Genomic DNA, 12,798 nt, shown 5'->3' on the forward strand with positions numbered 1-12,798 from the left:
CGATGATTGAAATTAATCAAGTTAATAAGGTGTTTTATCAGGGCAAAAAGGAAATCAATGCCCTTAAAGACATCAATCTACACATTCCTCAAGGAACGATTTTCGGTGTAATCGGCTCATCTGGAGCAGGGAAAAGTACGCTTATTCGCTGTGTAAACATGCTGGAAGCCCCAACAAGTGGCTCTATCATTGTTGACGGCGTGGACCTCACTAAATTATCAAAGTCTGAACTGAGCAAAACACGCCGCAACATCGGCATGATTTTTCAGCACTTTAATCTGCTTTCTTCTCGCACTGTATTCGATAATGTTGCGCTTCCACTTGAGTTGGCTGGCGCCGAAAAAGAAAAAATCAGCACCAAGGTTACAGAGCTATTAAAACTGGTTGGCCTAGCAGACAAGCATGAAAGCTACCCATCTAACCTAAGTGGCGGCCAGAAGCAGCGTGTTGCGATTGCTCGTGCGCTGGCATCGGATCCAAAAGTGCTGCTGTGTGACGAAGCCACCAGCGCCCTCGATCCAGCGACCACTCAATCTATTCTTGAGCTACTTAAAGAGATCAATCGTAAGCTGAATATCACAATGCTGCTGATCACTCACGAAATGGACGTAGTGAAAAGCATCTGTCATGAGGTGGCCATTATTGGTGGTGGCGAGCTCGTTGAAAAAGGCACGGTCGGCGAAATTTTTGCCCACCCGAAAACGGAACTGGCCCATGAGTTCATTCGCTCAACGCTGGATCTCTCCATCCCTGAGGATTACCAAGTTCGCTTGCAAGAAACTCGAGTTGAAGGCAGCTACCCACTGGTTCGCTTAGAGTTTACCGGAGCAACAGTAGACGCCCCACTGATGACGCAAATTGCACGCAAGTTCAATATCGACGTCAGCATTTTGAGCTCTGATCTTGATTACGCAGGTGGCGTAAAGTTCGGCATGATGGTCGCTGAACTGTTTGGTAATGAGCAGGATGACAATGCTGCTATCGAATTCCTCCGTGAACATAACGTAAAAGTAGAGGTATTGGGTTATGTCCTTTAATACAGTATCAGAATGGCTAAACCTTAATGGCAACTTGCTGATTGGCGCCACTTGGGAAACCCTTTACATGGTCGCGGTTGCCGGAATTGTTGGATTTGCCGTGGGCATTCCACTTGGTGTTATTCTCCATACCACGAAAAAAGGTGGTCTACTCGAAAACACCAAGCTTAATAGCATACTTGGTGCCATCGTGAACATCGGTCGCTCTGTGCCATTCTTGGTATTGATGGTTGCCATAATCCCTGTGACAAAAATTTTAGTCGGCACCTTTATCGGTACTACAGCCGCTATCGTACCGCTCACCATCGGCGCAATTCCATTTGTCGCTCGTTTGATCGAAGGTGCCTTGCTTGAAGTACCAACAGGTCTGGTAGAAGCAGCACAATCGATGGGCGCAACACCGGTACAAATCATTTCTAAGGTATTGCTTCCTGAAGCACTACCGACCATCGTCAACTCAGTCACCATTACATTGGTTACGCTAGTCAGCTACTCAGCAATGGCAGGAACGGTAGGTGGCGGTGGTCTAGGTGACGTCGCCATCCGTTACGGCTTCCATCGCTATGATGTGGTCATAATGGCAGTAACGGTCGTGATGCTGATTATTTTAGTGCAAATTATTCAATCTATCGGCGATGCCATTGTGCGCCGCGTCGATCACAGATAAAAATTATTCGATTTATTACAAGGAGATAGTCATGAAATTCAATCTTAAAGGTCTTTTGGCAATTGCCGCTGCTGCATCAGCATTAGTGTTATCTGGCTGTGGCGAAAAAGCCGCTGACAACAGCAAAATCAAAGTAGGTGTTATGGCAGGTGCTGAAGCACAAGTTGCTGAAGTTGCTGCAAAAGTAGCAAAAGAGCAATACGGCCTAGATGTTGAGCTTGTTACTTTCACTGACTACGTAACGCCTAACGCTGCATTGGATGACGGTTCAATCGATATCAACGCATTCCAGCACAAGCCATACCTAGATCAGCAAGTGGCAGATCGTGGTTACAAACTGACTATCGCAGGTAACACGTTCGTTTACCCAATCGCTGGTTACTCTAAGCAAGTAAAATCTGTGGATGAGATCCAAGAAGGCGCGCGCATCGCTGTTCCAAACGATCCAACTAACCTAGGTCGTTCACTGCTACTTCTTGAGCAGCAAGGTCTGATCGAACTTCGTGAAGGTGCAGGTCTACTAGCAACGGTTCGTGACATCACGGCAAACCCGAAAAACATCTCAATCGTTGAGCTAGATGCTGCGCAACTTCCTCGTTCTCTAGACGATGTAGCGCTATCTATCATCAACACAACTTACGCAAGCTCTATCAACCTAACTCCACAAAAAGATGGCGTGTTTGTTGAAGACAAAGAGTCTCCATACGTAAACCTAATCGTTTCTCGTGAAGAGAACCTAAATGCTGAAAACGTTCAGAACTTCGTGAAGTCTTACCAGACAGAAGAAGTTTACGCAGCAGCATCAGAAATCTTCCAAGGTGGCGTGGTTAAAGGCTGGTAATCACCACTTTATCTAGCCAAGCAAAATGAATAGGGCTGACGTGAATGCGTCAGCCCTTTTTTATTCTCCACTCAGCTCAACTCTCAAGCTATCAAAGTACCGTTCAATCAGCGCTTGATATCGACCGTCACGCTTCATAGCAGCGAGCTCGGCATCAAACTCATTCTTTAGATCGTGGTGCTGGCGAAGTTTTGAAAAAGCAATGTAACTTGGCGTAGCTTCTAATGAAGGCACCAGAATCTTCAGCGATTGGTCGAGCCCATTCGCACCATAATACTGCGCGCCCCAAACTCATTATTGACCCACACATCAGCACGCTTTGCTCTGACAAGATGAGCACAGTCCTCAGTTTTATTGCGTTTAAAAATCACTTTAAACACGCCGGTATCGAGCAAGTCGTCCATTCGTTTACCATAACTCACTCTGTTGACCACACAAATAGAGAGCGAGCTCAAGTCACGTTGGAAAAAGTCGATACTGCTTAACTCACTATCAATCAAGGTAATCAAGCTAATATTCTGGGTAAACAAAACTTGCTGGCTATAGTCCGCAAATTGTTCCCGTTCTTGGTTTTTGAATGCGGTGAAGATGGCATCTGAGCGACCATGTTGAATGTTATTTAGTGCCCTCGCCCACGGCAGAACTTGGATACTGATGGGTTGTTTGAGTTCAGCAAAGATTTCCTTGACCAACTCAACCGCCACACCAGAAATCTTATCGTTATGATGTTCAATATACGGTGGGTACTCCAAAGTCACTAACTGTAGCGTCGAGCTCGCACCAAGATAAAAACTGCTGAAGTAGACCAGGGAAATTAGGATATGAGTCAATCGCTTCATACTTATACGAACAGGCATTCGTTACACAGTCTCTGTATTTAATCGCTCCAAATACTGCAAGCCTGCCCTCCTAAATATGTATTCTATAAGTAAAGTTCACAACCCTATCTTGTCAAACCGATTTGCCTACAAAAAAGCCGGAGTAAAAACTCCGGCTCAACGTATAATCAATTGTATGGCTTAAGGTGTGTAGTACGTTGCAGCACCCGGACCAACAGGTAGACCAAATACGAATACCCATAGGTAGAACAGTAGACTCCAACCTACGATAAAGCAGATAGAGTAAGGCAGCATGGTTGCGATCAGCGTACCGATACCCAGATTCTTCATGTAACGCGTCGCTACCGCAAGAATTAGACCGAAGTAGCTCATCATTGGTGTGATGATGTTAGTCGTTGAATCACCGATACGGTAAGCCGCCTGAATCGTTTCTGGCGCGTAACCAACCAACATTAGCATTGGAACAAAGATTGGCGCAGTTACCGCCCACTGAGCAGAAGCTGAACCGATCATTAGGTTAATGAAGCCACACATCAGGATGAATGCGAAGAACAGCATTGGGCCAGTTAGACCGATTTCCTGTAGGAAGCTTGCACCCGCGACTGCGAATACCTGACCAAAGTTAGTCCACTTGAAGAAGGCAACAAACTGAGCAGCAAAGAACACAAGTACGATGTACATACCCATTGACGACATCGACTTCGCCATTGCATCAATCACGTCACGGTCAGTCTTCATTGAGCCTGTTACTTTACCGTAAACAAAACCTGGGATTGCGAAGAAGACGAAGATAAACGCGACGATACTTTTCAGGAATGGCGAACCTGCCACTGTACCTGTCGCCGAACGTAGAACGCCATCTTCAGGCACGATTGTCCAAGCAAGAAGCGCGGATACCGCAACAACCGCCAGACCTGCCAGTTTCAGACCTTTCTTCTCAATATCGGTAAGCTTACCCATTGAGTCGTTAGATAAGTCTTCAGACGCTTCTTCATCATTGTATTTGCCAAGTTTTGGCTCAACGATTTTCTCCGTTACGAACGCACCTGTAATGGCAATGAAGAAGGTAGACACAAACATGAAGTACCAGTTAACTTCTGGGCCAACAGTGTAAGATGGATCAATCATTTGCGCGGCGGTTTCTGTGATACCAGAAAGCAGCGGGTCAACCGTACCGATAAGAAGGTTTGCTGAGTAGCCACCTGATACACCGGCAAATGCCGCAGCAAGACCAGCAAGTGGGTGACGACCTAAAGAGTGGAACAACATCGCCGCTAGTGGAATAAGAACCACGTAACCTAGCTCAGACGCTGTATTTGAAATGATACCAGCAAACACGACGGTAACCGTCACCATACGCTGAGACGCTCCCATTACCATGCCACGCATCGCAGCAGATAAGAGACCGGAATGTTCAGCAATCGCAACACCTAGCATAGCCACAAGTACCGTGCCTAGCGGGGCAAAACCAACAAAGTTCTTCACTAAGTTAGTAACGATCAGCTGTAAGCCTTCTGCATTTAACAAGCTCACGACATGGATCATGCCATCAGCTGCGCGACCTTTCGCACCTTCAGGGCGAGGGTCCATAACAGAGACTTCAAAGTAACCTGCGATTCCAGATGTCACTAAGATAGCAACACAGAAAAGTGCAAATAGAGTGATTGGGTGGGGTAATAGGTTCCCCAAATATTCAACTGTATCTAAAAAGCGCGTGAACAGCGGCTTTTTTGGCGAGTTTTGTTTAATCGAAGCAGATGAACTCATCTGTTCCCTCCTTGTAGTTATTCCTGCGCTTTTTTGTGACAAAGATGTCAACAAAGCCCGCGCAGGTTACTAGACAAGGTGTACGATATAAAATCTAAAATGTTACAAATTGTGTTACAATGCACAATATTTAACGCATTTCGAACAAAATATTAGCAATTAACACCAAACCAAAAACATAAAACAGCATTATAATTCATATAAATACATGCGTTCTGTTTATTTTTCGTACGCTATTTTTGTACTGCTTTAAATCGAGGGTTCGTTTTACAGATCACATAGAGACGCCCTCTTCGTTTAACGATTTGACAATCCGGGTGACGGCTTTTTGCACTTTTTAAAGACTTTACCACTTTCATTGATTACTCCTTCTCTTTTGTAAATTGACCAAAGCGACGTTTGAAGTTCGCCACGCGCCCTTCCTGATGAATGACTCGCTGCTTGCCGGTGTAAAACGGGTGAGATTTAGAGGACACTTCAATCGTAAAGTATGGGTAGGTTTTGCCATCTTCCCACTCGATGGTGCGATCGGTTTTTAGCGTCGAGCCTATCAAGAAGTATTCATCGATACTCGTGTCATGAAAGACGACCGTTCTATATTCAGGGTGGATGTTAGGTTGCATAAATACTCTCACTTTAATTGTTATGTTATAACATTATAAATGATAATTATTATCAACCCGTTTTGCTAGCCATTTTTGTGATATTTTTTGCTCGTTCACCATTTAGAGAGAGACACATGTACTCTGTAACGCCCATTGGCTACATCGAAAGCCCATATAAAGAGAAATTTGCGGTTCCTCGCCAACCTCGTTTAGTAAGCGGGGCGACGTCTCGCTTAAGATTAATTGGTGAGGCAAACACACCTGAAGCGGTAAGAGGGTTGGAGCAATTTTCCCACGTCTGGCTATTATTCTTATTTGACCAAAATTTAGCCGCAGGATGGAAGCCAACGGTGAGACCTCCACGGCTTGGTGGGAACGAACGTGTTGGTGTATTTGCTTCTCGCTCAACCTTTAGACCCAACGGGATTGGAATGTCTGCTGTCGAAGTGAAAGGAATCGATAAGCACGGTGACCAAATGTATTTGAACCTTGGTAATGTCGACTTGGTCGATGGTACGCCTATTCTTGATATTAAGCCTTACATTCCCTACTCGGATTCGATCCCAGATGCGACGGGAGGCTACGCAGAGCAAGCCCCTCAAACCATGGATGTTATCTTTAGTGAATCTGCGCAAGCCACGCTCATCAAGCGCACGCAGGGGGCAATGGAAAGTGAGGTGATCAAACAAGTTCTAGCGCAAGACCCTCGCCCTGCATACAAAAAGAACAAACCCGACAGTAAAGAATATGCGGTAAATTTGTTCGATTTGAACGTTAAGTTCACCGCTAACGACAACTTAATAACGGTTACCGTCATTGAGTGCTTTTGACGAAGGCAATTGGCTGATATTATAAGCGGCTAACCATTTTCCCCTCTGGGGACTTCCATACTCCTGTCCATTCCGGCTTGAGTATCTAACTTTAATAAACGGATAAGTTAAATGCGTACCAGTAATTATCTTCTTTCTACTCTGAAGGAGACTCCAAACGACGCAGAAGTAGTGAGCCACCAGCTCATGCTACGTGCAGGTATGATCCGTAAGCTGGCTTCAGGTCTTTACACCTGGCTACCTACTGGTCTACGTGTACTGCGTAAAGTCGAAAACATCGTTCGTCAAGAGATCGACAATGCAGGCGCAGTCGAAACATTGATGCCCGTTGTTCAGCCGTTTGAACTATGGGAAGAGACAGGCCGCAGCGAGAAGATGGGTCCTGAGCTACTTCGCTTTACTGACCGTCACACTCGTCCGTTTGTTCTTAGCCCAACAGCTGAAGAAGTGATCACTAGCCTTGTGCGTAACGAAGTGAGCTCTTACAAACAGCTTCCGCTAAACCTGTACCAAATCCAGACTAAGTTCCGTGATGAGCGTCGCCCACGTTTTGGCGTAATGCGTGCACGTGAATTCTGCATGATGGATGCATACAGCTTCGACATCGATAAAGAAGGTCTAGAGAAATCTTACCAAGCGATGCACGATGCGTACTGTAAAGCGTTCGACCGCATGGGTCTTGAGTACCGCCCTGTACTGGCTGACTCTGGCGCTATCGGTGGTAGTGGCTCTCAAGAGTTCCACGTACTTGCTGAAAGCGGCGAAGATCTCATCGCCTTCTCTACTGAGTCTGATTACGCAGCGAACATTGAAAAAGCAGAAGCAGCAGCGCCTGCAGGTGATCGCGCTGAGCCAACGCAAGAGATGACGCTGGTTGATACGCCAAACGCAAAAACCATCGCTGAGCTTGTTGAACAGTTCGACATGCCTATCGAGAAGACAGTGAAAACGCTTTTCGTAAAAGCATCTGATGAAGTAGACGCAGATATCATCGCGCTAATCATCCGTGGCGACCACGAACTAAACGAAGTGAAAGCTGAAAACCTTCCTCAAGTTGCTGCTCCTCTAGAGATGGCAACAGAAGAAGAAATTCGCGCACTGATCGGCGCAGGCCCTGGTTCTCTTGGCCCTGTTGGTCTTAAACTACCATTCATTGTTGACCGCACTGTTGCTGTAATGAGCGACTTCGGCGCTGGCGCTAACATTGATGACAAGCACTACTTCGGCATCAACTGGGGTCGTGACGTGGAACTAGGCCAAGTTGAAGATCTACGTAACGTCGTTGAAGGCGATCCAAGCCCATGTGGTAAAGGTACGCTAATGCTTAAGCGTGGTATCGAAGTGGGTCACATCTTCCAGCTAGGTAACACTTACTCTGAAGCAATGAACTGTGGTGTTCTTGGTCCTGATGGTAAGAACGTCATCCTAGAGATGGGTTGTTACGGTATTGGTGTATCACGTGTTGTGGCTTCTGCAATCGAGCAAAACCACGACAAATACGGCATCATCTGGCCAGACGCACTCGCACCTTTCCAAGTGGCTATCGTGCCAATGAACATGCACAAGTCAGAAGAAGTGAAAGAAGCGGCTGAGAAGCTGTACGCGGAACTGACGGCTATGGGTATCGAAGTTCTATTCGATGACCGCAAAGAGCGCCCAGGCGTAATGTTCTCTGATATGGAGCTTATCGGCATTCCTCACACTATCGTGATTGGCGATCGTTCTATGAAAGAAGGCAACTTCGAATACAAGAACCGCCGCTCAGGTGAGAAGACGGCTGTAGCGATGGCTGATATCGTTGAGCATGTTAAAGCGCAGCTTGCTTAAGTTGATTGACGCTTAGAAATACAAAAGGCCGATGGAAACATCGGCCTTTTTTACAACTGATAAGAGTGCACCGCTATTCCAGCGGCTCTGTCGGTGCTTGACTCGCTACTTTCTTCGGCGCAAAAGGAACATGGCTCAACTCATCAGCATTGCCATCAATCAGTTCGCCAAAGTGCAAGATACCAAACTCTCCGGGCTTCATGCGGTGCCAAGTCTCATTGCCGGTCAGTGGCTGAGTAGCAATGACTGACACAATGTCATTGGGTGTCGTCTCTTCTTGAAAGTTGATCTCAACATCTTCATCGATCAGTGCTGCCTTGCCAAAGGGCGCGCGACGCGTAATCCAGTAAAGATGATTAGTACAGTAAGTCATTACGTACTCACCATCAGAGAGCAGCATGTTAAAGACGCCTTTCTCGCGCAATCTATCGCAGCACTCGGCAACAAACCGGAACACACCGACCATATCTTGTGGCGGCTCTGGGTATCGATCTTCCATTTGCTTTAATAGCCAACAGAAAGAGAGCTCACTGTCAGTTTGTCCAACAGGGCGATGGCGACCGGTCTGCAGAGCTTGGTAATCACTCAGTTGGCCGTTATGCGCAAAGGTCCAATAGCGCCCCCAAAGCTCACGAGTAAATGGGTGGGTATTTTCGAGGTTTACTCCGCCACGATTCGCCTGCCTAATATGGCTGACAACCGCGCAGCTTTTAATTGGGTAGTTCTGGACTAGCTCAGCAATTTTGGATTTGCAGCTAGGGTTGGGATCTTTGAATGTGCGGAACCCCTTTCCTTCGTAAAACGTGATCCCCCACCCATCTCGGTGCGGACCCGTGTTCCCACCACGCTGCATCAATCCGGTAAAACTAAAACAGATATCTGTTGGTACGTTGGCGCTCATGCCGAGCAATTCACACATGGCCTACTAAACTCCCTTCATCCTTGCGTGCAGTTGGTAACTTAACGACATCAGCGAGAGAAAATGCAAACACTGATGCCGGTTAAATGATGAATGGTCACGCCGTTACGCGTTCTCCATTTCCTTTTCGATAAGCTGGATCACGATGTGAATGATCTTAATGTGGATTTCTTGAATACGGTCTGCGTAGCCAAAATGCGGTACACGAATTTCGATATCCGCTAAGCCAGCCATCTTGCCGCCATCTTTACCGGTCAACGCGATGGTCTTCATGCCTTTTGCTTGGGCCGCTTCAATCGCCTTTAAGATATTTGCAGAATTACCGGAAGTCGAAAGGCCAAATAAGACATCCCCTTTTGAACCAACAGCTTCTACATAGCGAGAGAAAACGTGGTCATAACCAAAATCATTGCTGACACAAGACAGATGACTAGGATCAGAGATAGCAATACCTGGCAAACCTGGGCGATTTTCACGGTAACGACCTGTCAGCTCTTCAGCAAAGTGCATGGAATCACAATGTGAACCGCCGTTACCACACGACAATACCTTGCCACCTTGCTTAAACGAATCCGCAATCATTTTGGCCGCCGATTCGATTTGAGCAATATTGCTCTCATCACTCAAAAACTTGTTTAGTACGTCAGCAGCTTCTAGCAACTCGCTCTTGATCAGATCATGGTACATAGGGCTATCTCTAATTATTGTTCGTGGATAGGCGAGCTTTGCGCATCACCCAACTTATTTGATGAGTTTACTCAAACATCGCATAGTGTCGATAGCTCTCGGTTAACAAATCCACCTTTATTGCAATTCATTGCTCATAAAAACAGCACAAGCCAGCATTTTTAGAATTTTCACTCTACTTAGATCACTTTTTGAGCATTAGCATGTTTTACATTTCATTAATCTTTTGTTTACACTTTACTGGTATGACCTCTTACTAGTTTAAGACGTATAACTGTTGAGATACGTCAAAAAGGAAAACGAAACATGGACATCTTGCTCTCTATACTCGGATTTACGGTTGTATTGGCCACCTGCCTATACCGCCGAAGCTCGTTGATCGCTTCAGTTGCCGCACTGACAGCGACTATGGTTCTCTTATCTTGGGTTGGCACAGCCGGTTCTATCAGTTGGTTACTGTATGTATCCGCGGTCGTGATATTGGGCATCCCTGCAGTAAGACAATCTCTCATTAGTAAAAAAGCACTTAAGCTTTTCAAACAAGTACTCCCAGCCATGTCGCAAACGGAAAAAGAAGCGTTAGATGCAGGGACAGTTTGGTGGGAAGCTGAGCTGTTTAAGGGTAAGCCTGATTGGAACAAACTGCATGCCATCAAAGCGCCAAGCTTGAGCCAAGAAGAACAAGCCTTTCTGGATGGCCCAGTGGAAGAAGTGTGTGCCATGGTCAACGACTATCAAGTGACTCACGAACTGGCAGACCTTCCACCAGAAGTATGGCAATACCTCAAAGACAACAAGTTCTTTGCCATGATCATCAAGAAAAAATATGGTGGCTTGGAGTTTTCTGCCTACGCTCAATCTTTGGTACTGCAAAAGCTGACGGGTGTCTCTGGCGTGCTGTCATCGACCGTTGGTGTACCCAACTCATTGGGGCCAGGTGAGCTTCTGCAACATTATGGTACAGAGGAGCAAAAGGATTACTACTTACCTCGCTTAGCGGAAGGCAAAGAGATTCCATGTTTTGCACTCACTAGCCCAGAAGCAGGCTCGGACGCGGGGTCAATTCCAGATTATGGCGTTGTGTGTAAGGGCGAGTGGGAAGGCAAAGAAGTCCTTGGCATGCGTCTAACTTGGAACAAACGCTACATTACCCTTGCCCCGGTCGCAACGGTGCTTGGTCTTGCCTTTAAACTTCGCGATCCCGAAGGACTACTGGGTGATAAAGAAGATCTCGGCATCACTTGTGCGCTGATTCCAACCCATCTTAAAGGTGTGGAGATCGGTAATCGCCACTTCCCGCTCAATGTTCCTTTCCAAAATGGCCCAACGCGCGGCAATGATCTGTTTGTTCCTATCGACTTCATCATCGGTGGTCAGAAAATGGCAGGCCAAGGTTGGCGCATGCTGGTTGAATGTCTGTCAGTCGGTCGTGGTATCACGCTCCCATCTAACTCGACAGGTGGCATCAAAACAGCCGCACTGGCAACGGGTGCCTACTCGCGCATTCGTCGCCAATTCAAGCAACCTATTGGCCACATGGAAGGAGTTGAGGAACCATTGGCTCGCCTAGGGGGCAATGCCTATGTGATGGATGCTGCGAGCAACTTGACGGTTGCGGGCATTGATTTAGGAGAAAAACCATCGGTGATCTCGGCCATCGTGAAGTACCACTGTACCCACCGTGGCCAGCAGAGCATCATTGATGCGATGGACATTGTGGGCGGCAAAGGGATCTGTTTGGGCCCCTCCAACTTCTTAGCACGTGGTTACCAAGGTGCGCCAATTGCGGTAACGGTTGAAGGTGCGAACATTCTGACACGTTCGATGATCATATTTGGTCAGGGTGCGATTCGCTGCCATCCATACGTATTGGAAGAGATGGACGCCGCTTACTCTGAAGCAGGCGACGCTGTTGAGAAATTTGATAAAGCACTTGCAGGACATGTTAGCTTTACCATGAGCAACCTAGTACGCAGCTTCTGGCTTGGTCTAACGGACGGACGCGGCTCTGAGGCACCGACGCAAGACGCAACCACGCGCTACTACCAGCAATTGAACCGCTACAGTGCAAACATTGCCTTCCTTGCGGACATTTCAATGGCGGTGCTGGGTGGTTCACTCAAACGTAAAGAGCGTTTGTCTGCTCGACTTGGCGATATTCTCAGTCAGCTATATCTGAGCTCAGCCACGCTGAAACGCTACGAAAGTGATGGTCGAATCGCGGACGATTTACCACTGGTTCACTGGGGATTGCAAGACAGCATGAAACAGACTGAACTAGCGATCGATGAGTTCTTAGCCAACTTCCCGAACAAGTGGCTAGGCAAAGCGCTACGTGTCGTAATCTTGCCTTTTGGTCGTATACGCAAAGCGCCAAGTGACAAACTGGACAGCCAAGTAGCGCGCATTCTTCAAACGCCATCAGAAACCCGATCTCGTATTGGCCGCAACCAGTACTTGACGGCGAGTGAGTTCAACCCAGCAGGGAAAATTGAACACGCGCTATCGGTGATTCTTGAGGCAGAGCCGTTGTTCGACAAAGTGTGTAAAGCGATTAGCGAACGTCGTCCGTTCTTGCGCCTAGATGCAATCGCCGAAATAGGCTTAGAGAAAGGCATTCTTGATAAAGCGGAGGCAAATTTGCTGATTGAAGCAGAGCAGCAACGCCTATACGTGATCAATGTCGACGACTTTGAGCCGCAAGAACTGGCAGCAAAGCCACTTGAGGTAACGCCGCCGACCATGGTTGAAGTTGCCTAGTCAACAAGAACAGAAAGGG

The 12,798-nt window shown here is 47.0% G+C and carries 13 protein-coding genes; 6 read left to right on the forward strand and 7 right to left on the reverse strand.

Translation table 11 applies throughout. The annotated features are described in order from the left end of the window. Nucleotides 1–2 precede the first annotated feature (2 nt). Genes metN through U9J37_RS07855 form a run of 3 tightly spaced genes read left to right on the forward strand, consistent with a single transcriptional unit; the run spans nt 3 to nt 2,545 of the window. Entirely contained in the window at nt 3–1,037 is a 1,035-nt protein-coding gene (gene metN, locus U9J37_RS07845; RefSeq protein ID WP_005475303.1) for a methionine ABC transporter ATP-binding protein MetN, read from the forward strand. After that, the gene (locus U9J37_RS07850) at nt 1,027–1,704 is read left to right on the forward strand and encodes a methionine ABC transporter permease (RefSeq protein ID WP_005475331.1); all 678 of its coding nucleotides are present in this window, start codon (nt 1,027–1,029) and stop codon (nt 1,702–1,704) included. The genes metN and U9J37_RS07850 overlap by 11 nt, the downstream gene beginning before the upstream one ends. A 31-nt stretch (nt 1,705–1,735) precedes the next feature. Then, nucleotides 1,736–2,545: a MetQ/NlpA family lipoprotein gene (locus U9J37_RS07855; RefSeq protein ID WP_005475289.1), complete on the forward strand. Its 810-nt coding sequence runs from the start codon at nt 1,736–1,738 to the stop codon at nt 2,543–2,545. 60 nt (nt 2,546–2,605) lie between these two features. Here the strand turns inward: U9J37_RS07855 and U9J37_RS07860 are convergent, their stop codons facing one another. The 5 genes from U9J37_RS07860 to U9J37_RS07880 all read right to left on the reverse strand — a co-directional run bounded on the left by U9J37_RS07860 (nt 2,606) and on the right by U9J37_RS07880 (nt 5,774). Next, nucleotides 2,606–2,779, reverse strand: a complete 174-nt coding sequence (locus U9J37_RS07860) for a transporter substrate-binding domain-containing protein (RefSeq protein WP_005475297.1) — start codon at nt 2,777–2,779, stop codon at nt 2,606–2,608. Nucleotides 2,780–2,787: 8 nt separating this feature from the next. Continuing rightward, nucleotides 2,788–3,402: a substrate-binding periplasmic protein gene (locus U9J37_RS07865; RefSeq protein ID WP_269722140.1), complete on the reverse strand. Its 615-nt coding sequence runs from the start codon at nt 3,400–3,402 to the stop codon at nt 2,788–2,790. Between the two features lie 162 nt (nt 3,403–3,564). Further along, nucleotides 3,565–5,151, reverse strand: a complete 1,587-nt coding sequence (locus U9J37_RS07870; RefSeq protein WP_005475286.1) for an AbgT family transporter — start codon at nt 5,149–5,151, stop codon at nt 3,565–3,567. Nucleotides 5,152–5,384: 233 nt separating this feature from the next. Then, nucleotides 5,385–5,510, reverse strand: a complete 126-nt coding sequence (ykgO, locus tag U9J37_RS07875) for a type B 50S ribosomal protein L36 (protein ID WP_005380299.1) — start codon at nt 5,508–5,510, stop codon at nt 5,385–5,387. 3 nt (nt 5,511–5,513) lie between these two features. Beyond that, nucleotides 5,514–5,774 carry a type B 50S ribosomal protein L31 gene (locus U9J37_RS07880; RefSeq protein WP_005475290.1) on the reverse strand — a complete coding sequence of 87 codons (261 nt, stop codon included), beginning with the start codon at nt 5,772–5,774 and terminating at the stop codon, nt 5,514–5,516. A gap of 116 nt (nt 5,775–5,890) precedes the next feature. Between U9J37_RS07880 and tsaA the strand changes: the two genes are divergently transcribed. Together tsaA and U9J37_RS07890 are read left to right on the forward strand one after the other, a co-directional pair. After that, nucleotides 5,891–6,586 (forward strand): tRNA (N6-threonylcarbamoyladenosine(37)-N6)-methyltransferase TrmO, encoded by a 696-nt coding sequence (gene tsaA / locus U9J37_RS07885; RefSeq protein ID WP_005475335.1) that lies wholly within the window; start codon nt 5,891–5,893, stop codon nt 6,584–6,586. 111 nt (nt 6,587–6,697) lie between these two features. Further along, complete coding sequence (locus U9J37_RS07890) at nt 6,698–8,413, forward strand: proline--tRNA ligase (RefSeq protein ID WP_005475270.1); 1,716 nt, start codon at nt 6,698–6,700, stop codon at nt 8,411–8,413. Between the two features lie 73 nt (nt 8,414–8,486). On the opposite strand, the gene U9J37_RS07895 is transcribed toward U9J37_RS07890, so the two are convergent. Together U9J37_RS07895 and lpcA are read right to left on the reverse strand one after the other, a co-directional pair. Further along, a complete protein-coding gene (locus tag U9J37_RS07895) occupies nt 8,487–9,332 on the reverse strand; it encodes a class II glutamine amidotransferase (protein WP_005475305.1) in 846 nt (281 codons plus the stop codon). 105 nt (nt 9,333–9,437) lie between these two features. Beyond that, on the reverse strand, nt 9,438–10,019 hold the full coding sequence (lpcA, locus tag U9J37_RS07900) for a D-sedoheptulose 7-phosphate isomerase (RefSeq protein ID WP_005475341.1): 582 nt from the start codon (nt 10,017–10,019) through the stop codon (nt 9,438–9,440). 306 nt (nt 10,020–10,325) lie between these two features. Between lpcA and fadE the strand changes: the two genes are divergently transcribed. Beyond that, nucleotides 10,326–12,779, forward strand: coding sequence for an acyl-CoA dehydrogenase FadE (gene fadE, locus U9J37_RS07905; RefSeq protein WP_005475288.1), 2,454 nt, complete (start codon nt 10,326–10,328; stop codon nt 12,777–12,779). Nucleotides 12,780–12,798 lie beyond the last annotated feature (19 nt).

It is taken from the genome of Vibrio sp. 16 (assembly GCF_963681195.1).
GTDB lineage: Bacteria > Pseudomonadota > Gammaproteobacteria > Enterobacterales > Vibrionaceae > Vibrio > Vibrio sinaloensis_D.

Bases quoted from the DNA above. Each gene is read 5' to 3' on its own strand.
- U9J37_RS07870 (WP_005475286.1), bottom strand. From the start codon at position 5,151: ATGAGTTCATCTGCTTCGATTAAACAAAACTCGCCAAAAAAGCCGCTG.
- tsaA (WP_005475335.1), top strand. From the start codon at position 5,891: ATGTACTCTGTAACGCCCATTGGCTACATCGAAAGCCCATATAAAGAG.
- U9J37_RS07850 (WP_005475331.1), top strand. From the start codon at position 1,027: ATGTCCTTTAATACAGTATCAGAATGGCTAAACCTTAATGGCAACTTG.
- U9J37_RS07890 (WP_005475270.1), top strand. From the start codon at position 6,698: ATGCGTACCAGTAATTATCTTCTTTCTACTCTGAAGGAGACTCCAAAC.
- fadE (WP_005475288.1), top strand. From the start codon at position 10,326: ATGGACATCTTGCTCTCTATACTCGGATTTACGGTTGTATTGGCCACC.
- ykgO (WP_005380299.1), bottom strand. From the start codon at position 5,510: ATGAAAGTGGTAAAGTCTTTAAAAAGTGCAAAAAGCCGTCACCCGGAT.
- U9J37_RS07865 (WP_269722140.1), bottom strand. From the start codon at position 3,402: ATGCCTGTTCGTATAAGTATGAAGCGATTGACTCATATCCTAATTTCC.
- lpcA (WP_005475341.1), bottom strand. From the start codon at position 10,019: ATGTACCATGATCTGATCAAGAGCGAGTTGCTAGAAGCTGCTGACGTA.
- U9J37_RS07855 (WP_005475289.1), top strand. From the start codon at position 1,736: ATGAAATTCAATCTTAAAGGTCTTTTGGCAATTGCCGCTGCTGCATCA.
- U9J37_RS07895 (WP_005475305.1), bottom strand. From the start codon at position 9,332: ATGTGTGAATTGCTCGGCATGAGCGCCAACGTACCAACAGATATCTGT.
- U9J37_RS07880 (WP_005475290.1), bottom strand. From the start codon at position 5,774: ATGCAACCTAACATCCACCCTGAATATAGAACGGTCGTCTTTCATGAC.
- metN (WP_005475303.1), top strand. From the start codon at position 3: ATGATTGAAATTAATCAAGTTAATAAGGTGTTTTATCAGGGCAAAAAG.